Source organism: Cytophagia bacterium CHB2 (genome assembly GCA_030263535.1).
In the GTDB taxonomy this organism is placed as follows: Bacteria; Zhuqueibacterota; Zhuqueibacteria; order Zhuqueibacterales; family Zhuqueibacteraceae; genus Coneutiohabitans.
The window spans coordinates 1-23,997 of record SZPB01000051.1 but is presented as its reverse complement, the minus strand read 5'-3'; the positions used below and the strand labels follow the sequence as shown (position 1 = coordinate 23,997).

Sequence of the window (23,997 nt, the reverse complement as noted above, 5' to 3'; positions counted from 1 at the left end):
ACTTTCTCCACCAAGGGTACCAACCAATTCGAGTTCACCGCTCACAATCAGCGCTTCATTTGTCTTGATGGGCAGATTCTGACCAAAACCACCTCGTACTGTAGCCTGACCTGCGCCATTGATAGGACCAGTGCCTACGATACTAGCATCTCCTACCAGTGTATTGGCGTCATTCGTGATCCGGAAGTATCTACCTTGAGGAGTAGTACCCCATAGATCAACGTAGTAAGGTTCCCAGGGAGCTTCCGGCACGGTAATCGGAGAGCCTAATCCAGCACTTACTCCTGTTAAATTAACTTCAGTCCAGCCGCCGGTATTGACGCCGAAACAGACACCGTTGAATGTCGTTGTTGAGGCGGTGCCAGTGACAATACCGCCAAACCAGTATCTGTTGGCTGCTTCAATGAGATACCATCTGACTTCGTTGGTGGTATCATTGACCGCCTGAATCGAAAAAGCGAAATCATATGTTCCCGGCACCAATTCGGCATTGCGAGGGGCCTGTAGTATGGTCGCAAGAGCCGGGCCGTTATTGCTATTGGTGCTATTCCAGTTGCCATTGCTAAGTACACCGACTGTACCACTGCCCCAGGCGCCATTTGCAACGGTGCCTGCACCCGATCTTGGCATGAATTGATATCCCGAACCGAGAGCTCTCACCCAAGCAGCATCGCTTGTTAATGCATTATTGAGGGTATCATTCTCATGATACGTCAAGGCATAACGGAGCGGAGTATAGGTACTTCCGCCGCCGGTTGCACCGACAAACTGTATTTTACCGGTAACAACAACTGCCTGGCTTGTGGTTGCTTCAAGAGGGCTAAATTCACCACGAATCGTAGCCCAACCATTGCCGGGTATGGGGTTGGCACCTGCCATGCCAGCATTACCAGCGGGAGTATTGGCATCATTCAGGATCGGCCAGCTCCTTCCCTGGCTTGTCGAACCCCATTGATCAACCAGGGTCTGCGCCTGGATTGTAACTTCACTAAAAACCAATAGTGCCGTTACAGTCAAAAAAAAGCCGTATGTCAATCTCTTCATACCTTCTCCTTCTAAAAGATTTACCAAGGGAACACCGGAAGTTATCTTCACTGCAAGGAGGTAAGGAACGCTTGCAACAACTTCAGTAATTGCATTTCATCATTTCAGGCCATGTGAGTCACAATTCAGTTAAGCTTAACCACCTCCCTAATTTATCATCGGAAAAACCTTCTTTGCATGATCCCGGCGAAAACAAAGCCAGGCTTTCGCCGGGATTATGCACGCAAGTCGATACTGCCGTTTATCACTCCATCAAAAGGAGTTTCTTAATAATAGAAACGCCGTCTGCTTGCAACCGGTACATATAAACGCCGCTTGACAACCCGGAAGCGTCGAATGTCGCAACATACCTTCCAGGCTTCTGATGGCCGCTAAATATCGTTGCGACTTCCTGTCCCAGAGCATTGAATACTTTCAACGATACAAAACCTGCCGTCGGGATGGAGTACTCGATCTGAGTTGTCGGGTTAAACGGATTCGGATAATTCTGCTCTAGTGAGTAGTTTGTTGGCGCAGGCCCCGCGGTTTCTTTTACACTCGACGGGGTGGGTGTACCATACGTGAGCCAATTATTGATCGTTGTCCATTCCGCGTCTCTTTGGGCCTTCCATGCTTCCAGCTTGTCCGGATACCAATTCAAATCTCCCAAGGGAAACCCGCCCATGGCTGCGGTCTGATATGCCACATTGCTGTAGGCCAGATTCTCGGGCAGCGGCCAGGTTTGTTTGAATCCTGCATCTGGCCGATAGGACCAGTCAACATCGGCATTGCTGTTCCATTTGTATCGTACGAAAAGCAGAAAGGTATCCTGGTTGGTGGCTTCGACGATGAAACCCGGATCCACGTCGTAGATGGTCGACCAGTCAACGTTCATGGTTTTGAACGCCTTGTTGCCCTGCGCGTCCACGGAGTCGATAAACGCGATCTCGTTTTCACCCAGCATCGGGGGTGGATGAAACAACTCCTCAGGCCGTCGCTGCCGCGTTTGTTCCCGGCACCAATCACATTCCGTATACCAGGCTTTCATGTAATCTGAAAAGGCATAAACATTGTTGCCGATAAAAAGCTTTCGATCATAGTCCGTAAAGGGAACGACAATGCTGAGTGAGTCTACCGGAGTTATGCCGTTAAGCAAACCACCGCCCGGGGGATCGCATCTTCCCGCGAGGAAATCATTGTAAGTCTGGCCCGGTTCACACACGTCAAGCGCGCGATATCCCAACACATTAGGGTTTAAAAAAATAGAGTTTGTTATCGACGCATTTCTCAACAAGCCCTGAGTCTGAACGACCCATTCTATCGAATTCAACATGGTGCAGTGGTTGATATGAATGTTGTCGCCGTACTCGTTAGCTTCCTCCATGACGATTCGGCTGATATTGGTAAAGGTGCAGTTTTCAAAGAGAAGCTTGTCGTAGTGCCACTCTGTGCTTTGATAGGGAAAAGAGACGGCGCGCCCATAATACTGGAAATGGTTATCGGAAAGATTCCGGAAGTAGCAGTTGGTGAAATTACCGACGAAGTGATTTGCTTTTACGGTAATCGCGCCTCCCGCCTCAACCCCGATTCCGGCATAATCAAAAATGCAGCCGTCAAAATCGCCCTGCTCGGGATCGTTGGCATCCTGCTGATTTTCAAACACAATAGAAGAACTCGCCACTTTGTTGCCCAAAATATCCGCGTATCGTACCCAGATATTCTTCATCACGACATCCCCATAGCTTTGGATAATATATCCCCGGTCAATGGGTTCCTCCGTCCAAACGATTTGGGGGGGCGCAGAGTTTTGTACTTCTTCAGCAGTTCCCTCACCGGCCCGGAGCGGCTTTGGGGCGACAATTTCAAGGTTCTGCCCATGGTCTAAATAAATACTTCGATTCAGCACATAGATCTCATACGGCGTCAACTTAAAGACGGTAGTGTTGATCGTGCCATTAGCTATGGCGGCGTCAATGGCATCGTTCAGGGTACCGTATTGGTTTCCGGATTCGTAGTACCCTTGCACAGATACTGTATCTTTTTGAGCATACAGCATACTGCTAAAGCAAAGCATTACCAGGAGAAACAGTAATGAGTGCTTCATGGCTTACTCCCTTCTTGCGTTAAATAAGTTTGACGAACTGGCGATGAATTTCATCAAGGTTAATACCTTACTCTTAAGCCGAGATTTGCCGTCAAGCCGTAGTTTTCGATGCCTCTGAACCCTTCGGTTGACTTTTGGACCCAACTGGTATTCCTATCATTCAGATTGCTGACATCCAGGAACAGCTCGCTCTTGAAGTAGGGAAGCTTTTGACGGGCCGAGAAATCCATGCGGAAATATTCTTTCGTGAAGGAGTCGTTTTCCGGAAACTCCCCGCCATTGCCTCTGGCCGAGTTATCCTGGAAAACAAACGAGAGCCGGGAAGAAAAGCCTCTGTAATCATAACCGACATAGGCATTCAGAACGTGATTGGGCTGGTTAAGCAATCGTCCGGTGGATGAGCTATCGACCAGGCCGAATTGAGGAGGTCTCGTGCCTGGAATGACCTGGGTTTTGAAGAATGGATACTTGGTTTCAGATTTAATCCGCGCATAGTTGATTCCCAAAATCAGATCATTCAACAACCCGGGCGCGTACCAGAACCGGTGCTGGAAGTCAAATTCAAGCCCCTTGACGGTCGCATCAAAAGGATTATTCAAAGGCCGAAACACACTGGCGTTCGATCTGCCGCTCGTCAGGACCGGGGTTACCACCAGGGCTCCATTGCGGACAATCTGGTAGCGGGAGAGCGTGTCAAGCCCGGCTAAATCAGCGGCATCCAACTGATAATTTGCGGTATAGACAAAGTTCTCTATAGTTTTGTAAAAACCGCCTATCGTCAGAAGCCCTAATTTGTTGGAAAAAAACGTCACGTTGACGTCATGATTTTGGGCTTTTGCTGGTTTCAACTCCGGGTTGCCGGTGTATATCTGGTTACCCTGCGTGATGGTAAACTTCGGGCTAATGGCTTGGTAATCCGGCCGGGCAAGCGTCTGCGTGTAAGCGTAACGAATATCCAACCAATCAAAGGGAGAGTACTTAACCTGCCCCATCGGTAGCCAGAATTCGTTTTCCTTAAAATCCGTGGTATCGTACATCACCTGTGTTTGGGCATTCCTTTGATCTCTCGCGTTATAGGCAAAGTACTTGGTTTTCACCTTTTCATAACGCGCTCCGCCGATCACCGTGAAGTCCAGGAAACTAAAATTCGTCATCGCATAACCGGCGTAATAGTCTTCGTCATATTTGTAGTCGTTGGTAAGCTGCTGGTAGGGTCCATCATACCAGCCGCCTTGGGCGCCGGAACTAAAATCGCGATTGGAGGCATTGAAGGCAGGGTTGCCGATAATATAGTTTAATATGTTCGTCAGCAAAACCGGGTTGGAGGCATAAAAGATATCTCCAAACCTATCATCCAAAAAGGCGTTGTAGAGTTTACTTTCGCTATTGATAAACCATTCCCCCGTCAAATCGCCGCTGTTATTCGTGACCAAGCCAAACTGATCCCTTATGCCTCGAATCATCGAGGGCTGAATGTTGGTACCAGTATTAACATCTGCACCTCCCCCAAATCCTAAATAAGGCGTTTCCTGATCGGTGGAATTGGATTGGTTGTTGACTTGGCCGCCAAATTTGAAGAAACCGCTGGCTCCGGTGCCAAGATTAAATGGGAGCTCAAAATCTGCTTTGTAGGTATATTTCTCCTCCTGATAGTCGCTGCTCAGCAAATCACCACTTCTGAGCACGACTTCATTGACTCCCTTAAAGTTCGTCAGCAGATACGTGAGATCTTCGGGCTTCTGATTGTCACGGCGTACGCCGGCTTGCAAGGCATCGGTTTGATTGAAGTTTATTCGAGGCGACTTATCCAATACGTTGCTGGACGCGGTGTAATTGGCAGATAGATCTGCACTCAAAAATCCTAAATCATACTCCAATTTGAGAGAGTGCAATTGCTGGTCTGTGACATTTTCGCCCACCCGAAGCTGCCATTCCATTCTGCCACTATCGTATCGGATGTTCTGGCGGTGATCCGTAAAATCCGAATTTAACCTGGCAAACATATTGACAAACTTAAGCGATCCTCTCGGGAGGTTATAATCTAAAATTAAATTTCCTCCGTAACGTTTTCTGGTTTCCACATGCCGGTTAAATGTCACCGTATTAACTTGCACCGGACGAAACCTGGTTACCGAATCTATAACCGATGAGGCAATGCCATAAACAGCATCCATGTTGTCGGCATCGCGATCGTAGGATTCGGCGTTAAAAAGCCCATAGACGCCAAGCTTCTCATTAAAAAAGCGTTGACTTCCGGATGCGACGGCCCGGTAGTTTCCATACGTATTACTCTTGGCCGTATGGCCCCCTTGAAACAAAAGATCTGTGTGAAGGCCTGCCGGGGCTTCTCTTAATTCCATATTCACGGTTCCGCCTATCGAATTGGCGTTCATGTCGGGCGTCAGCGACTTGTAAACCGCAATCGTCCTAATCATGTACGGCGATACCATCGTGAGGTCCACACTGCGGTCATTACTGATATTTTGCGCGGCTATTTCAGGATTTGAGGAAAGCCCGATTTGTGAACTCCCGGTTGCAGAAAGCGTAACGCCTTCAACTTCGATAGAATTATACTGAGGTGACAACCCACGAATAACAACCTTATTATCTTCACCGGAACTTTGTGTTGTTGAAATGCCCGGTAAGCGGCTGATGGCCTGCGCCGCATTGAAATCCGGCAGCTCCTGAATTCTTTGCTCGGAGACAACATTCGCAATTTTATCGGAAGCCAGTTGCAGATTGATTGCCCCTAATTGTCCTTCCGCCTGGGCAGTAACGACGATTTCTTTACCCTGAATAATCTCCGAGCTCAGAGCAATGGCTTGCTTAAGCTCCTGGCCGTCTTCAACAGAAATATCAATTTTTTTACTCTGATAACCAATATAGGTTATCTTCAGTTTATAATTCCCAACCGGCACACTCGGGATGACAAATCGGCCATTCAGGTCGGTGGAGGATCCCAATTTTGTGCCCTCGAGAAAAACGTTTGCTCCCGGAAGCGGCTCCCCGGTGTCTGCCGCTTTTACTTGGCCAGATATTTTCCCGGAAGGCGCTGCATATAAGGACGAGGCCAAAAAGAGCATTATAAGCAGCGAGAGTACTTTCGTCATGATCTTCATTGTAATCTCCCTCTTAGAAGAAGAAAGACATCTCAAAACAAAACTCTGAACAGGCTGCGAGATTGGGGACGCCTCTCAAATTTCGAAAACGAGGGACGTCTGAAATCTTGCGATAAAGCCTGTGTGATTTGATCCAAACGATTAATAGATAAAATTGAAGCGCTTACAAAGACTCAACACAAGCAAGTCACAACTCCGAGGATCTCGGCAAGCGGATTTGGGGGTAAGAGATAAAGCAAGGGCAATATCCGTTTACCATAAAATCCGCTTACAAAAATTTTTTGCTTTTAGAGCAACGACTTCACTTTTAATTGATTAAAAGCGACCTATCTCTTGAAAGCATAACACCCAACTTAGGAACAGCAACGGCGTTGTTCAAATCGGTTACAGGCAAGAGACCAATTTAGACTTACTTACTTTTGCTTTTTTTAAGGAGAGAAGAAAGGATTTTGGGAACGGCAATACGCGCTTGGTTATTCTCACGGTTTTCACGTCTATGCTAGAGTTACTTGATTCGATTACAAAATCAAATGAACAATTCTGCAAAAACGTTTATCGCGGTGCGGAAAGAACTGCAGTTGAGATTAAGCGGCTGTACTTCCAATAAAACTTTTGAATCGGTTCAATTTTCGCAAAAAAAATAACCATTTATTACGGTAATGTCAAGCAAATAATTTCATGAAAAGCGAAAATTTGATTTTCGCCTGGTTAGCCCTGCTCAGGAGTATGTTCAAAAAAATAAATTGCTTGAAGTGATTCAAAAACAAGTTCACTTTGATACAAAAATTTCGGTTCGGTGCTGATTAGTGTGGGTAATTGCGTGCCCATGACATACTGTGATAAATCATACGCCGAAGGCGTTGTACAACTCAGCCCAGGGCACCCAGTTTCTGGGCACCCTGGGTAATCTAACACCCAATTCTAAAGAACACCAAAGGTGTTCAACAAAAATTGCATCCTAAAACAAAAACCTTAACGAAAATGAACGACGGGCCGGCGACCATAACATTTTTTTGTCGAACTCTTTCAGAGTTCTCGTGGGCATGGTTGTTTTCCGAGGGTGCGCTGCGCGCGACTCTCGGCTTTGTTGTTGAACGCCTTCGGCGTATTCGTGCGGCCCACACAGAACAGCATAGAACCAAAATTTCAAACTTCATTATACACAACACACCTTGTTTTTTTGCTGTCAAGAACCGATACAGCAACTTCACTGCGGCTTGCGAGAAAAAGTCCTAATCCGGACGAGCCGGAACTAAAAAGCTTTCTGTAAGCGGATTTCGCGGTTTCAAAAATGAGAAAGTCATTTAAATGCGTTCCTAAACGAAAATGGTGACTTAAAGGCATCATTTTTTGACGGTGAACTTATAAATCGTGAGTGATTCATATTTTTCATCAGGACGCAAAATGGTATTCGGGAATTTGGGCTGATTTGGTGAGTCGGGGAAATGCTGGGTTTCCAGGCAAAAGCCTGAGCGATAATTATGCGGCTTGCCGCTCTTGCCGGTGAGATGCCCGTCAAGAAAATTACCGCTGTAGAATTGTAATCCCGGCTCCGTCGTCCAAACTTCCATCATGCGCCCGGAGGCCGGCTCATGAACAGTGGCGGCTAGTTCCAAAGCGCCGGCGCGTTTTTTTAAAACCCAATTGTGATCATAGCCGCCACCGTATTTCAATTGTTGATGATCCGCCATGATTCTCGCGCCGATGGCCGTGGGCGTTGAAAAATCAAACGGCGTGCCCTTCACTTTGGCAAGCTCGCCGGTCGGGATCAAACCGGCGTTGACCGGCGTGAACTCCTCGGCATGAATCGTCAAGACGTGCCCCAAAATATCGCTGCTGCCTTCGCCTTTGAGGTTGAAATAGGAATGATGCGTCAAATTCACAGGCGTGGGCTTGTCCGTGATCGCGCGATAGTCAATCTTCAGCTCGTCATCGTTCGTCCACCAATAATAAACTTCCACCGCAAGATTGCCGGGATAACCTTCCTCCCCGTCGCGGCTCAGATAAGTGAGCTTGAGTCCGGCAGTTTTGTTTTCAATCAGCGGCGTCGCATTCCACACGACCTTGTCAAATCCCACATTGCCGCCGTGCAGGTGGCACGGCATGCCGCCGGGGTCGTTGTTTTTTGCCAGCGCATACGTTTTTCCTTCGAGAACAAACTGCCCGTGCGCAATGCGATTGCCGTAGCGGCCGACGAGGCAACCGAAATACGGCGAATCTTTTACATACTCGTCAAGCGTATTAAAACCCAGCACCACATCGCTTGATTTGCCGTTGCGATCAGGCACGACCAGGCGCGTGATAATGCCGCCATAGTTGGTAATTTCCAGAAGGTTTTCGTGCGCGTTGGTGAGCGTGTAAAGCATAACTGCCTGGCCGCTGGCCGTTTCGCCAAACTGGCGCATGGTGATGCGCGGCCCTTCATCAGCATGAAGGAGAGGAGTGGTCATAATGACTAAAAGCGCGATTAAATTTCGAAACGGTTCAAGGAGTTTCATGGCTTTTTCCTTGCGTAGTTTATAGATCATTCTGCAAAACGATGCAACCAAAATCATCTGCGCCCATTGAGGAACCCTTGAAGATTTTGGGATACTGATTTGTTTCTGCGGCATATCGTTCACCAATCTCAGCGACGGCGTGATTCGCATCTACAGCGCCTAATACTGCGACCGTGCCGCCGCTGCCACCACCGGTTATTTTGGCGCCGTACACTCCTTTTGCCGGGCCGATTTCTCTCGCCAGCTCGACCAGCCGGTCTGTGCCGTGCGAGCCCAGGCCGCAAGCGGAATAACTACTGTGCGATTGATACATCAATTCTCCGAGTTGCTGCATTGCCAACCGGCTTTTTGAATTATGCAGCAGCGCCGCAAAAGTGCGCACACGAAAATTTTCGTATATGGGATGAGCCGTTGGCCGCGCGACGCGATACTCTCTTTCCGGATTGATTTCTGTAACCTCATCCGTAGTGCCGCGATAGCGCTCGATGAACGCGCTGCCTTTGATTTCATCCGGCAACTGCGCGGCATAATCGTGTTCATAAACCGAAGGCGTGAGATTGGCCAAATAACCATGCCAACGCGAATCAGCAACATGAACGTGATGCTGCTTGTGCGCAGGCGAAAAGTTATGCCCCGCCAACTCTGCGATGATTCTATATCCCATAAACGCGCCGATGCGCACCGATGTATAGTCCGCGCCGGAGACAGAATGCGCCACGCCGGAATCTATTCCCCAAAAAGCGAGATGCTCCGGAATCTCAACCGGCTCTTGCAAAATGGCGGGCTGGCACAACAGCGCCAGAAGTTCATTCGCTTTACCGCAGGCCGAAGTCATTTGATCCATGATGCCGCAGGGCGCGCCGACGATGAGGTTTTCAACTTTCTGGCACAATCGCGCTAATTCCTGCGGAGGGATTTCAAGGTTGAACGCAGCGGTCACCGCTTTCATCACTGCGACTTCAAGCGCGGCAGAGGAACTTACGCCTTTTCCTTCGGGAACTTCCGAATAAACTAAAATGCGCGCGCCGGTTTTGAATATCGCGCTTCGCTCTTTCATCAAAACGAGAAATGCGCCGGCGGCATAAGCGGCCCACTGCGTTCCGGGATTTTTACGAAAATATTTTTGCGCAATCTGATAATCGCACGCGCTGCCGTGCGGTTCGAAATCTTCTAACCTCATCTCAAAATACGGCGAACGGTTGCTCGTTTTTTCTCCCAAACTGACTATTCGCAGCTTTCTATCCGAAGCCACTTGTAACGCAACGCATGTCGCTTCCCGCAGCGGCAATTGCAAAACCAATGAGCCGGAATAATCAGCAATGCCGCCCATCACATCGAGCCGGCCGGGCGCGCGCGTGACGATAATTTCTTTCTCAGGATCAAACAACGTCCTCGCTTCGGCGATCTGGCTTTGGGCCAGCGCATTGATGACGTCAACAAAACGAGAGACGTCTTGCAAGCCGTGAGTCGTGCCTTGAACGATGCGATACATATTGAATGCGTTTTTATGGCAGAATGATTGAACGGCAGGATAATTTTTAAAACAAATCATTCTGCCATAAAATCATTTTGCCCTTCATTTATTTCGATAGTTTCTTGTAATGCGCATCTGCTTGACTGCGCAGCTCTTCCGCTTTTTCCTCCGGGGAAGTATCACTCAAAAAATTGCCGCCGCCAATCTCCGGGCCGGCGAGATACTTCAACAAATTCGGCTTGCGCAAAGGCGGATGAAATTCAATATGAAAATGAAAGCTGCCATGATCCCTGCCGTCCGTAGGCGCTTGATGCAGAGGCATAACGTAGGGAAACGGCATGCGCCAGAGATTATCGAATTTGATCAACACTTGCTGCAGCACGGCGGCGAAATCACGCAACTCTTCGCGCGACAAATCCGCCAGGCTCGGATGCGTCTCTTTCGGCGCCACATAGACTTCATAAGCATATCGCGCAAAATACGGCATAAATGCGATGGCGGAATCGTTCTCGCAAATCACGCGCCTGCCGTCGCTTTTTTCTTCCTTGAGAATTTCCTGAAACAGCGGGCGCTGGGTTTTCAGAAAATAATCCCGCGAGACCCGGGCTTCCGTTTCAATAAACTTAAACACAATATTGGTAGCGTAGATCTGGCAATGTGAATGCGGATTTGACACGCCCACCACCTCGCCTTTGTTTTCAAAAATCAGCACGTGGTTGATTTCGGGATGGCCGCCCAACTCGCGATACTGCTCTTGCCAAACCTTGAGCAAAGTAATGATTTCTGGCAACTCAAGCTCGGCCAGCGTGAGATTGTGTTTGGGACTGTAACATACCACGCGCGCCACCCCGCGCGCCGGACTGGTTTGGTAAATTCCCGTATCTTTTTGCGGGATTGCCGGCGCAGCCCAACTCACGCACGCATGATCGTTATCAAAAACGAAGGTTTGTTGATACTGCGGGTTCTGTGCTCCGCTCACCCGTTTGTTTCCGGGACAAAGATAACAAGTTGGATCATACTCCGGCAATTCGGATTTAGCATTGTCCACCGTCTCGCCCGTCCACGGCCGGTTCTGACGATGCGCGGCAATGATTACCCACTCTTCGCGCAGCGGATGCCATCTCTGTTCCCAAACCACGGATACCTCCATTTACATGGCAGAATGATGAATCGGCAGAATGATTAACCCAAAAAATCATTCTGCCATTTGATAATTCTGCCAGAAAACTTAAAAACCTATTTCACTTTCCATTCATGAATGCCGCCGGCCCAGCCCTCTTGCAATTTAACTTCCAAACGCAGCGAAGTCGTACGCACGGTTTCAAATACGACTTCGTTGAATTGATCCTTTTGAATGCCGTATGTGCCCGGCGTGTAAACCGGCCGCCAGTCTCCATTTTCCCAATAAAGAATGCGCCACGATTGCGGAACGCGGCATTCGCCCACGCCGGTGTCATCATACCAATACACTTCTACTGTCGAAACCTCTTCGGGCTTGTTGAAATCGTATTGAACCCATTCCGTTGTCCCCTTGTTCGGCCACCAGTGGAAATAGGGCGCTTCACGATCACCGGAACTTGCCGGCTGCAAAAGATCATTAACGGCTTGCGGATTTTTCCCGAACGAGGCTTGCACTTGACTAGTGGAGGCAAGCGTCGGCAGACCGACCGGCTGCACCGCGGCTTCATCACGAGCAAACCAAACCGTCATCTCACCCTTGCCGCGATGCGCCCAGGCGTAATATGGAATGGCCAGCAACTCCCGTTCTCGCTTTTCGAGCGCTTCGCTTTTGCCGGCGTAATATCCTGCAACTTTGCCGCGCAACACTTGAATACCGTTCAGCCGATCAGAAAAAAATTCCGTTGTCAGGCCGGCGTCATCTGCTAAGAACAAATTTCTAACATGCCCGCCCTCGTGATCCGGCCATTCAGCACAGAAGACCAGAGGGCCGCGCTCAAGCGCCACGCGCCCGACATCGGCTTTCACGCTGTCATGCGCAACTACCCGGCGAATGAGCATGGGAAGATCAAGCTCGATCACGTCATTCGCACGCCACGCGCGCTGAATTTGCGCAAAGCCGTTGTTCATCTTCAGAGGAACCGCTTCGCCATTCACTTTCACGCTAACCTTGGCCGCTTCATTGTTGAGATAGCGATAGAGATCGCTAGCCAGCGGCCGGCCTTGCGCCCACCCAGGAATGCGCAAATTGAGCGTCATTTGCATCGCTTCCGCTTCCGGATGCAACGTCAGTCGAATCGCGCCATTCCAGGGATATTCGGTTTCCTGCGCGACGCGCATTTTTTTATTGTTGATCACAAGCTGCGCTTCGTTCGAAGCATAAAGATTGACAAACAGTTCGTCGTTGCGAATCGCATAAACATAACCCGGTACGGAAGCGATGAAGCGCGTCACATTTCCCGGACAGCAAGCGCAGCCAAACCATTCCGCGCGCTCATGCTGGCCGACCGATTCGAGCGGATTGGGATAGAAGAAGCGCGTTCCTTCCAATGAAATTCCGGAAAGCAGCGCGTTGTACAAAGTTCTTTCCATGAGATCCAAATATTTCGCGTCACCGTGCAGCAGAAACTGGCGATGGTTCCAATAAACATTGGCAATCGAGGCGCAGGTTTCGTTATAGGCGCTCATGTTGGGCAACTCGTAGTTCCCGGCAAAGCCTTCGTTGGAACCCATCGCACCGATGCCGCCGGTGAGATACAATTTTTTTCCGGCGACGTTTTCCCACAAGCGATCAATGGCTTTGAGGTACGAAGCATTATTGGTTAAAGCGGCGACATCGGCCATGCCGGCATACATGTAGCCCGCGCGCACCGCATGTCCCACGGCTTCTTCCTGTTCGAGCACCGGCTTGTGATCCTGATTGTACTCGCCGCGGAGTTTTCGTCCGTCCAGCGCTTGGCCGCGCACATCGAGAAAAAATTTTGCCAACTTGAGATAGCGTTCCTCGCCGGTGACGCGATAGAGTTTCGCCAACCCCATTTCAATGACTTGATGGCCGGGCGGTTTTTGCAGCTTGCCGGGACCGAAAGTCTTGTCAATTAGATCTGCAAACTTCAACGCAACTTCCAACAAATTGCGCTTACCGGTGGCTTGATAATGCGCTACCGCCGCTTCAAAAAGATGGCCGGCGTTGTACAACTCGTGACTGCCGTCGAGTTTTTCCCACCGTTGCTCGCCGAACCAATTTTTGAGCCGCTCTGCCTTGTTCGTTCTTGCGGTATAGAGATAGCCGTCCTCTTCCTGCGCCGCGGCAACAATAGCGATAACGCTGTCGAGATAAGCCTCGAGTTCGGGATCCGGATCAACCATCAACGCATACGAAGCGCCTTCGAGAGTTTTGTACAAGTCGGTATCATCAAACGGATAAAGGCCTTTTTGCTCGCCTTTAATCATTCCCGCGGCAATGGCGAAATTATCCACGCGACCGGTTTCTTCACACTTTTGAAAAGCGTGCCGTATGGTGATCGCGCGGTTCGTTTCCATGCGCGGCCGCCAGAAATGATCTGTCATCTTCACATCAGTGAAAGCCACGGGGCGAAGAGGATAATCTTTTGAGCCGGAGGGGCCGCAACCAAATGCCGAGAGCAGCATTATTGCAATAGCAACGCCTGTTTTGAGCCCCTGCGCAGAATTGTATTCCATGTTTCGCTCCTTGCGCCAAAACTGAATCATTATGGCAGGATGATTGATCGACAGTATGATTATGGGCTTGAATTTGCTATGGTTTTAACCGTAATCACGTGGCGATTGCGGTTGATCCATTGTATGGCGTTCAACCTGGTCAGGCGAACAAATTTGCTTAGGTGTTCTTCGAAGCTTTCGACGCCCTTCGTTAATGCCGTCACTTGGTGCGCGGCACGTGAATTGAGCAATGGAATTTTCTGTTTTCCTATTCTCATTTCCTTTTGAATCACGTCGATTTCTCTAACCACTTGATCTTCCCCTCCGTGGAAATGATAAATCGCTTCCTGAAACAAGTTTGCTTCTAAGAATGCGCCCCAATCCAATAACAATTCAACCACCAACTTCTTCAGACGGGCGCTATCCTCATCCATTTCCACCCAATGCTTATCGTCAAACACAATCTCATAGCGATCTTTTGGAAACAGGGTTGTCGAAATAAAACGTTTCTCAACTAACGCCGGGCGAAAATTGATGAGCTTGCCATGTTGCAGCCCAAGTAGGAACAAATAATTCAAAGCTTGTTTGTCGTGCTCCGGATTCAGTTTGACAACGGTTTTCAACTCGTAAACAATTGCATCCTGCACGAGCAAATCAACGAAATACTCTTTGCAAAAGCCTTGATGAGAAACGAAGACCGGGACTTCCGTCTCGACATTTGCAAACCCGACTTCACGGCATCGCTTCGCCAGTTCGTTTCGATAGATCTCCTCGCGCCACAGTCTACCGAACTCATTTTGAATTGCAAAAGCAAGGCCCGTAACCTGATAATCGATTTCATGAAACTCCTGCTCGGTGATTCTCTGAATATTGTGCTTGACCTCGATCGGCATGAAAAACCTCCCCAAATTCTCGCAGTATTATTCTGTTCAGCCTTCCGGTATGGCAGAATGATGCCCGGCAGAATAATTTTGAAACGCATCATTCTGCCGGCCGATTATTCTGCCGGATTTTCTTACATGGCAAAATCATGTCCGGAAGAATAATCTTGACACACATCATTCTACCAGCCGATTATTCTGCCGGATTTTCTTACATGGCAAAATCATGCCCGGAAGAATAATCTTGATACACATCATTCTGCCAGCCAATCATTCTGCCTGGCTTTTCACCCCGTGAAATAAAGATAAGCCATCATGATCAGCGCCAGCACGATTCCCGAGGCAATCACATCACCTCTGCTCCAACTCGCGCGCGAAGCTGCGCGATCTTCGTGCGAAGTCGTCGCGTAGGTCAGGCCGTTGATTTTTGAATAAGCGGGTTCTTCCGTCATGTAGCTCACCACCAGCATGACGATCACGCACACCACGAAAATCAGCAAGCTATAGTACTGAAAGAAGATATTGTTGATAATCCAAAAAAACGAACCTTGAGTGTAGGCAAAATTCTCGACCAGCTTGACCGGCGTATCAATGGCCAGGCGGAAGAGTCCCAAGGCAAAACCGGTGACCAACGCAGCGAGACAGCCTTTGGCATTCAATCGTTTGTTGAAGACGCCGAGAAAAAAGACGACAAAAATGGGAGGCGCGAGATACGCCTGCACGCCTTGCAGATAATCATAAAGTCCCTTGCCGCCTCGAATCACCGGAATCCAGAGCAGGCCGATGAGAACCATCGCTGCCGTCGCCACGCGCCCCATCCACACCAATTGATGCTGCGTGGCTTGTGGCCGCAGCCGGGAATAAAAATCCATCGTGAACAGCGTGGAAGAGGCATTAAAAACGCCGGCCAGCGAGCTCATCAATGCCGCCAGCAGGCCTGCCACCACCAGCCCGCGAATGCCGATGGGCATGACATGCGCAACGAGCAGCGGAAAGGCCTGCTGCGCATTGTCCCGCAACAACTCGCCTTCGGCGCTGAACAAGTGCGCGCGCAACGCCGGAATTTTTCCGCTTTGCGCCAATGCGAAACAGATGAGGCCCGGGATGATAAAAATAAAAACCGGCAACAGTTTCAAGAACGCCGCGGTGATGGCGCCGCGCCGGGCTTCGGTTTCATTCGGCGCGCCCAACGCGCGTTGCACGATGTATTGATCCGTGGTCCAGTACCACAAGCCGATGATCGGCGCGCAGAACAACATGCCGAGCCAGGGATAATTGTCATTAAAATACCAGGCCATGCGGCCGGTTTCGCGCACCGGCGCCCAGGTACTTTCGATGCCGGCAGGTACCAGCGGTTTCCAAAGATTAAGCATCTCCGGTCCGACAATAGCGCGCAGCTCGCCCCATCCTCCCAAGGCTTTCAGGCCAAAGAACGTGACCAAGGCCGAGCCAATGATGAGAATCACTGTTTGCAAGGCTTCCGTGTATGCCACGGCGCGCATGCCGCCGAATATCGTATAAAGTCCGGTGAGCACGATCACCAAAATCGAACCGGCCCAGAAGCTATCAAGGCCGAGAAAATTAATATCCGGCAGCAACACGCTGAAGACGACGCCACCGGCAAAAATACCCACGGCGATTTTCGTCAAGACATACGCCACCAGCGAGATGACGGAAAGCACGGTGCGCGCGGTCGGGGAGAAACGCCGCTCTAAAAACTCCGGCATGGTGAAGACTTTGGAGCGCATGTAAAAAGGAATCATGACCCAGCCCAACACGAGCAAACACCACGCATGCAATTCGTAGTGCGCCATCACAACGCCGTCAGTGGCGCCTGTGCCGGCCAGGCCCACCAGATGCTCGGAGCCAATATTGGAGGCAAAGATGGAGGCGCCGATCACAAACCAGCCGAGATGGCGCCCGGCAAGAAAATAGTCGGTGGGATTGTCTTGTCTTTGCTTGATCACCCACCACGCCAATCCCAAAATCACGGCGAAATACGCCGCAATAACAACCCAATCCAGCGCATGTAGTGCCACGATTGCTCCTCCTCTCTCAGGTTCACAGCTCAAGTATTTTGATAAAACGCCTCGTTTTTTATCAGCAAGTCGATTGAAGAAAATTTCCAATGAATGAAAATAGCCAGCGATACCAGCCAAATGCTTGTTACCTTAAATACGAATCATCCTTAGCCTTGTCATCCAGGGAACTTGTGAAGTACTCGGCACTGTGTTTAATACTTCACAGAGTCCCTGCTGGATGACAGGGCGAGAATGGATAAATTTTTTCATAGCAACTGTTCGCTATGTGTGTAGCCGAGAAGTCTGCTTTCGCGCAAACCATGTACTCGAAAACAGATCATTCGCCTCATCAATTGTGCAAGACACGGGTGCAATTCCCAAGAGTTGATGCAGCAAATATGTCACCCTTCGGGTTTTACTCTGTTCTTGTTGGCTATCTTTCTATGGCGTTTTTTCTTCATAAAACCACGAAGCGGTGACATAATTTCGCGGCTCAATGAAAGGGCAATTTGGAAGCACCAACTTCTGGGAATTGCTCCCGCAAGACAGGGGGTAATCGGCCAGCTTAGCTCGCTTTGATCACACTCACCAAATACTGATTGATGATGTTTTCAAGTTTTTCCTGCTGGCCCGAACGGATTTCCGGTTCGCCGCTTTGCAGCGCATGCTTTTCAAGCTCTGCCAATGAGGCTTGCCGCTTTTCGATTTTTGCGCCGATGCCGGAATCATAGCCCGCATATCTTTTGCTGATATGATTTTGCAAAACTCCGTCTGCCTGCATGCGATACGCAACTCTCAGCGCCAGCGCAAAAGCATCCATGCCGCCGATATGCGCATGAAACAAATCGGAGAGATCGGTGCTGGTGCGCCGGACTTTCGCATCGAAGTTCAATCCGCCGGGCGCCAAGCCGCCTTGCTGGAGAATGACCAGCATCGCAGAGATCGTTTCGTAAATGTCCGTGGGAAATTGATCGGTATCCCAGCCCAACAACAAATCGCCGCGATTGGCATCCACGCTGCCGAGCAGGCCGTGCGCGGAAGCCAGCGCCAATTCATGCTGAAAACTGTGGCCTGCAAGCGTGGCGTGATTGGCTTCGATATTTAATTTGAACTTGTCGGCCAGATCATAGGTTTTCAAAAATCCGATCACCGTTGCTACGTCGAAATCATACTGATGTTTGGTCGGCTCTTTCGGCTTCGGCTCGATGAGCATTTGCCCGGTGAAGCCGATCTCTTTGGCATAGTCAACCGCCAGGTGCAGAAACGCGGCGAAATGTTCCTGCTCGCGCTTCATGTCGGTGTTGAGCAAGGTTTCATAGCCTTCACGACCGCCCCAAAAAACATAATTCTCACCGCCCAGCATGTGGGTCATCTCGATCATCTTTTTCACTTGCGCTGCGGCATATGCAAACACGTTCGGATCAGGATTGGTGGCAGCGCCGCACATGTACCGCGGATGCGAAAACAGATTGGCGGTGCCCCACAGCAATTTGACGCCAGTGTCTTTCTGCATTTGCAGCGCCTGCTCGCACATTTTTTCCAAATTCGCGTGACTCTCTGACAGCGATTTGCCCTCGGGCGCGAGATCACGATCATGAAAACAATAATACGGCGCGCCGATTTTGGTGATGAATTCAAATGCCGCTTGCAACTTTTGTTCGGCAGCCGCCATCGCCGAAGAAGCTTGCAGCCAGGGCCGGCGCAGCGTGGGCTGGCCAAAGGGATCGAGTCCCTCACCACAGAAGGAATGCCAATAGGCGATCGAAAAACGCAAATGCTCGGCCATGGTGCGCTGGCCGACTTTTTCCGCCGGGTTATACTGTTTGAAAGATAAAGCATTCTTCGAATCCGGGCCTTCATAGCGGATCGGGGCAATATCAGCAAAATAGGTGTTCATAGCGGCCTCTCATTGGATTGAAAACGTTGATGGTTGATCAAGCGAAAATTTCGAACGCAGATTTGCGCGGATCTGCGCAGATGTTTGCAAAGTCCCGGAGGGACGAAACGAACATAGCCCCGCGATTGATCGCGGGGACAAGATTAACGGCAATTTATCAAAGTCCCGCAGGGACGGATGAACGATATTGTCGAAATTAAATCACAAGGAACATTTTCAATCGTCCCTGGCGGGACTCTCATTGCCTGCCCTTGCAAACCACGCCATGAACGGCGTGGCTACCATCATATCGTCCATTCGGGGCATTTGCCCTCCAAACCTTGAACGCCGGGTTCACTGAAACAACGGACGAAGTTGCTGATCAAGGTTCAAATATCGCGCATAGATTTCGTTATAAGCATTCACATTCTGCGCCTGCGGCGCGGCCGATGTAGATGAATCCAACGAAACAAATTCATCTGTAATCGCTTTCAAATTGAGTTTTTCGCCCTGCGCATGTGAATAGCACCACAACGCCTGCAACGCGGCGCCGAGCGCGCCGGCTTCTTGCGTGACCGGACAAACCACCGGACATCCAAAAACATCCGCTACCATTTGCCGCCAAACCTTGCTCTTGGCGCCGCCGCCCACCAAACGAATCTCTCCGGGCGTAATGCCGTTGCGTGCCAACACGTCAAGGCCATAGCGCAAACCGAAGGTCGCGCCTTCCATGGCAGCGCGGCACACGTTCGCGCGCGTATAGTTCGTGCTGCTCATGCCAAAAAGCGTGGCGCGGCCATGCGGCAGCGGCGGCGTGCGTTCGCCGTTGAAATACGGCAAAAGCAACAATCCCTCGGCGCCCACCGCAGCCTGCGCAATTTCCTTGTTTAATGTTGCAATATCGAGATTGAACAACTCGCGCGTCAGCTCGGTGGCAACCGTGACATTCATGGTGCAAACCAATGGCAGCCAATGGCCATCGCTGGAGCAAAACGCGGCAAGCTCGCCTTGCGGATCGACCACCGGCATTTCAGCAAAAGAATAAATCGTTCCGGACGTTCCCAGCGAGGCGGTCACGACACCAGCGGAAACATTGCCCGTGCCGATGGCAGCCATCATGTTATCACCGCCGCCGGAAGAAACCAATACCGATTCATCGAAACCGAATTGCTGCGCAATGTCTGCACGAATTTTCCCCACCGGCGCTTCAGCAGACACCAACTCCGGCAGGCATTCTTCCAACTTGCCGCTAGGGTCAATTGCGCGCAGAACTTCTTTTGACCATTTGCGCTGGCGCACATCATAATAAGCAGTTCCCGAAGCATCGCCATGTTCGGTTTTTCGTTCGCCGGTGAGCCAAAAATTAATGTAATCATGCGGCAGAAGCAGCGTCGCCAATCTCTCATAATTCGCCGGCTCATGCTGCTTGAGCCATTCAACTTTTGATGCGGTGAATCCCACAGCAATGGAATTGCCGATCAAATCAACGACTTTGGCCTCGCCGCCCAGGCGTTGCGTCATGGCCTCAGCTTCAGCTGCCGTCGCCGTGTCGCACCACAATTTGGCGGGACGAATAACTTCGCCCTTTTTGTCGAGCGGCACAAAGCCGTGCTGCTGGCCGGAAACGCCAATCGCCCGAATGTTTTTGGGATTGAGTTTCGCGCTTTGCAAAGCCGATTTGATGGCGGTTGCAATGGCAGCTATCCACCAGCGCGGTTCCTGCTCGCGCTTGCCGAGATTGTCTTCGATCAACTCATGCGTCGCGTAGGCTTCCGCGACAATCGCGCGCGCGTCGCGATCAACGATTAAGACTTTTGAGCCTTGCGTACCGCAGTCAATTCCGAGGAAGAGATCGCTCATCGTTGCTCCCATATGGTTCTATATTGAATTCTCAAACTGGCTTGCGCCGTCAATACTGCAAAAGCCTAACCGCGAGGTTCATTGATAAAAACTTCGAAAACCACTTTTGGGACTGGCCCGAAACCGCGAAGACGCCAAGCCCGCAAAGAAAGATACCTTGTATTGAGTAACCTCTGGCAACTTGGTGTATTCAACGGCTCCCATCAAAACCGGGCCACCAAAAGCTTATTCGGACTTTGCGTTCTTCGCGCCTTCGCGGTGAAAAGAATTCGCAAAGAGGTCCCGACGGAAAGGCAATAGCCGAAACAAAATCCCGGCCCACGCACCGTGCCTATATTTGAACTTTTTTAAAATCATTTAACCGATTCAAAAAGAGGACCAAATTATCGTCACCGATACCTGCAGCTTGAAGCGATTGATCGATACTGGAATTGGTTGCTAAGATGGCAAAATTAGAAACACGGGACAAGAAAAAAAACACGCGGCGAGGTGCACAACTATTTTTGCAGAACAGGCGCCGCGATGCGAGTCTGCGCCCACGCAGCAGGTTTTCCAAACAAAGCCGGCCGGACAAATGGAGTGCGCGGCTTGGCCGTCATACCCGCGCGGCTGCCATCACCTGCCCGAGCGCAATACCGCCGTCATTCGGCGGCACGCGTTGATGCCAATACGGTTTGAAGCCCGCCTCCTTCAGTCGCCTAACGGCGCGTTCAGCAAGATATTTGTTTTGGAAGCAACCGCCTGACAGCACAATCTTCTGTTCCCGAATCGCACGCGCAACAGCAATCATAATCTCCACCAGCGTATTGTGAAACTTTGCGGCAATCAATCCCACCTCCTGCCCACATTTCACGTCTTCCACAATCCCTAAAATCATCGGCTGCCAATCGATGACGATTGCGGATTGGGGATCGGGGATTGCGGGTTGCGGATTGCGGAGCGCGGAGCGGGAATCTGAGGTCGAAGCCGGTACATTCATTGTCTCAGATTCATCATTCCGCATTCCAAAATCCGCATTCCGCATTCCGAGATCATCAATCCGCATTCCGAAATCCGCATTCCGAAATCCGAGATCATCTATCGAAAATGAATAAATCTCATCCGTGCAAGCTTCGCCAATAGCAAACTCTAATTCCATCGCGGCCTGGCCTTCGAAGGCTGTGTGTTGCCGCAAACCAACAAGCGCGGCAACGGCGTCAAACAATCGACCTGCACTCGTGGTAACCGGAGTATTCAGATCTTTTTCCAACATCTGCTGCAGCAGGCGCAATTCACTTCGAGAAAAACTTTCGAGCGGAATTAAATCGTCTCTCTCAAACACGGCGGTTCCGAAGATTTCATATAAAACACCCAGCGCCGCGCGCCGCGGCTGCTTGATCGCCGCCTCGCCGCCGGGCAATTTGAACGAACGAAAATGAGCGACACGCTCAAACGATTTATTTTTCACATGCAGAAACTCGCTGCCCCAAATCGTGCCGTCAAGGCCAAAGCCGGCTCCATCCCACGACACACCGAGCGCCGGGGGTTGTAGTTCGTTTTCCGCCATGCATGCCGCAACATGGGCATAATGATGCTGCACGGCGATAACAGGAATCTTTAACGCATGCGCGTGTTGCGTTGAAAGATAATCCGGGTGCAGATCGCAGACAACGGCTTCCGGCGTGCACTCATACAAACGTTGAAAATCTGCAATCACCTTTTGAAAAGCCTTATGCGCTTCTTTTGTCTCCAGATCGCCAATGTGCTGGCTGAGAAAAACGTTATTTGCAACGCTCACGGCAATGGTATTTTTGAGATGCGCACCGACGGCCAAAATTTTGGGAAGCGTTTCATGCAAATGAATCGGCAGCGGCGCATAGCCGCGGCTACGCCGCAAAATCAACTCGCGTCCGAGCATAACGCGCGCGACGGAATCATCAACATGCCGGACGATAGGCCGATCATGCACGAGAAACGCATCGGCAATAGCGCCAAGTCGCGCCAAGGCCTCGTGCTCGTCGATGCAAATGGGTTCGTCGCTCAAGTTGCCGCTGGTGGCGACCACAGGAAAGCCCAACTCGCGCAATAGCAGATGATGCAACGGTGAGTAGGGCAGCATCACGCCGAGATGGGGATTATTGGGCGCGATTGCAGATGTCAGATTGCGGATTGCCGGCTTACGCGCGAGCAGAACAATAGGTGATTCGGGAGATTGCAGCAAGCGTTCCTCGAGCGCGGAAACGTGGCACTCTGCCTTGATAGTGGTGAGCGAGGGATACATCACCGCAAAAGGCTTTTCCTCGCGTTGTTTGCGCGCACGCAAGTGCATAACCGCATCATGATTGCGCGCATCGACCATCAACAGAAAGCCGCCAATACCTTTGAGCGCCAAAATTTTTCCTTCGCGCACGACGTGGGCAGATTGCTGCAACGCATCATGATTCTTTGTGAGAACTTTTCCATTCGTCTCCCACAATTCGAGATGCGGGCCGCAACTCGGGCACGCATTGGGCTGTGCATGAAAGCGGCGGTCATGAGGATCGTCATACTCTTCCCGGCACGCGGGGCACATCGCAAATTTTTTCATCGCAGTATTGGGGCGATCATACGGCAATGCTTCGATGATCGTAAATCGCGGGCCGCAATTGGTGCAGTTGGTGAAGGGGTAAAGATAACGCCGGTTGCGGGGATCAAAGATTTCGCGCAAACAATCCGAGCAGGTGGCAATGTCCGGCATAATCACGGCGGTCTTTTTTCCGGATTCTTCACTTTGGCGAATTTCGAAGTGTGCATAGCCGCGCGGATCAAGAAAGGAAAACTCCAAACTATGCACAACGGCGGCGGGCGGTTTTTCTTTTTCGAGTCGCAGCAGAAATTCTTCAAGTGTCGCCCGCATGCCTTCCGCTTCGATGAACAAGCCCTGCGCGGAATTCAACACCCAGCCGGCGAGATTCATCTCCGTTGCCAGGCGATAAACAAAAGGGCGGAATCCCACGCCTTGCACCGCGCCCCGCAGAATTATTTTTATACGCGCACCAGTCATGATTACAAGAAATTCACCGAACCGCGTGTGATGCTCAACTTCAGACAAACTCTCGACTATTGCGTGAAGAGTCCTTCTACAAAGCCGATGCGATAGGCGAGAAACAAGCCAAAAATCAAACTCAACACGCCGGAAGCCGTGGCAAGATGGCGATTGGCGCTGGCAAAGCGTCTTGCAGAATAGGCAAACGGCAGGGCCATGGCCACCGTGATCAACATCATTCCAGCGATCGTGCCGAGGCCAAAAACCAAAAGATAGGCCAGTGCGGTCAAAGGCTCCCGAATCGTAGTCAACACCAGCAGCGCCAACGCGGCTGAGCCGGCGAGGCCGTGAACAATGCCGATGATAATGGGTCGAAGAATTTGGTAAAACCCAATTCTGCCGAACACGCGATCAAGCCAGGCTTGCGGGGTGGCGTTCTCGTCATGGCCATGATTCTCGGGCGCGTGCCGGTGAGGATGACTATGAACATAATCGCCG

At 50.6% G+C, this 23,997-nt stretch carries 13 protein-coding genes; all 13 read right to left on the bottom strand.

Features of this window, described 5'->3' with window-relative positions:
* Positions 1-1,044, bottom strand: a 1,044-nt coding sequence (locus FBQ85_07365; GenBank protein MDL1874977.1) for a hypothetical protein, incomplete at its 3' end; no start/stop codon positions are given.
* 244 nt (positions 1,045-1,288) lie between these two features.
* A complete protein-coding gene (locus tag FBQ85_07360; GenBank protein MDL1874976.1) occupies positions 1,289-3,127 on the bottom strand; it encodes a T9SS type A sorting domain-containing protein in 1,839 nt (612 codons plus the stop codon).
* Between the two features lie 59 nt (positions 3,128-3,186).
* Entirely contained in the window at positions 3,187-6,246 is a 3,060-nt protein-coding gene (locus tag FBQ85_07355; GenBank protein MDL1874975.1) for a TonB-dependent receptor, read from the bottom strand.
* 1,343 nt (positions 6,247-7,589) lie between these two features.
* Positions 7,590-8,744 carry a galactose mutarotase gene (locus FBQ85_07350; GenBank protein ID MDL1874974.1) on the bottom strand — a complete coding sequence of 385 codons (1,155 nt, stop codon included), beginning with the start codon at positions 8,742-8,744 and terminating at the stop codon, positions 7,590-7,592.
* A gap of 19 nt (positions 8,745-8,763) precedes the next feature.
* Entirely contained in the window at positions 8,764-10,236 is a 1,473-nt protein-coding gene (locus FBQ85_07345; GenBank protein MDL1874973.1) for a GHMP kinase, read from the bottom strand.
* An 88-nt stretch (positions 10,237-10,324) separates the two neighbouring features.
* Positions 10,325-11,368 (bottom strand): galactose-1-phosphate uridylyltransferase, encoded by a 1,044-nt coding sequence (gene galT, locus FBQ85_07340; protein MDL1874972.1) that lies wholly within the window; start codon positions 11,366-11,368, stop codon positions 10,325-10,327.
* Between the two features lie 86 nt (positions 11,369-11,454).
* Positions 11,455-13,827 carry a glycoside hydrolase family 127 protein gene (locus FBQ85_07335; protein MDL1874971.1) on the bottom strand — a complete coding sequence of 791 codons (2,373 nt, stop codon included), beginning with the start codon at positions 13,825-13,827 and terminating at the stop codon, positions 11,455-11,457.
* A gap of 110 nt (positions 13,828-13,937) precedes the next feature.
* A complete protein-coding gene (locus FBQ85_07330) occupies positions 13,938-14,750 on the bottom strand; it encodes a GxxExxY protein (GenBank protein ID MDL1874970.1) in 813 nt (270 codons plus the stop codon).
* A gap of 275 nt (positions 14,751-15,025) precedes the next feature.
* Positions 15,026-16,780, bottom strand: a complete 1,755-nt coding sequence (locus FBQ85_07325; protein MDL1874969.1) for a sodium/solute symporter — start codon at positions 16,778-16,780, stop codon at positions 15,026-15,028.
* A gap of 544 nt (positions 16,781-17,324) precedes the next feature.
* Positions 17,325-18,656: a xylose isomerase gene (gene xylA / locus FBQ85_07320; protein ID MDL1874968.1), complete on the bottom strand. Its 1,332-nt coding sequence runs from the start codon at positions 18,654-18,656 to the stop codon at positions 17,325-17,327.
* A 333-nt stretch (positions 18,657-18,989) separates the two neighbouring features.
* A complete protein-coding gene (gene xylB, locus FBQ85_07315; GenBank protein ID MDL1874967.1) occupies positions 18,990-20,495 on the bottom strand; it encodes a xylulokinase in 1,506 nt (501 codons plus the stop codon).
* 595 nt (positions 20,496-21,090) lie between these two features.
* Complete coding sequence (hypF, locus tag FBQ85_07310; protein MDL1874966.1) at positions 21,091-23,517, bottom strand: carbamoyltransferase HypF; 2,427 nt, start codon at positions 23,515-23,517, stop codon at positions 21,091-21,093.
* A gap of 56 nt (positions 23,518-23,573) precedes the next feature.
* Positions 23,574-23,997: high-affinity nickel-transport family protein (locus FBQ85_07305; GenBank protein MDL1874965.1), on the bottom strand; the 424-nt coding region annotated here is incomplete at its 5' end.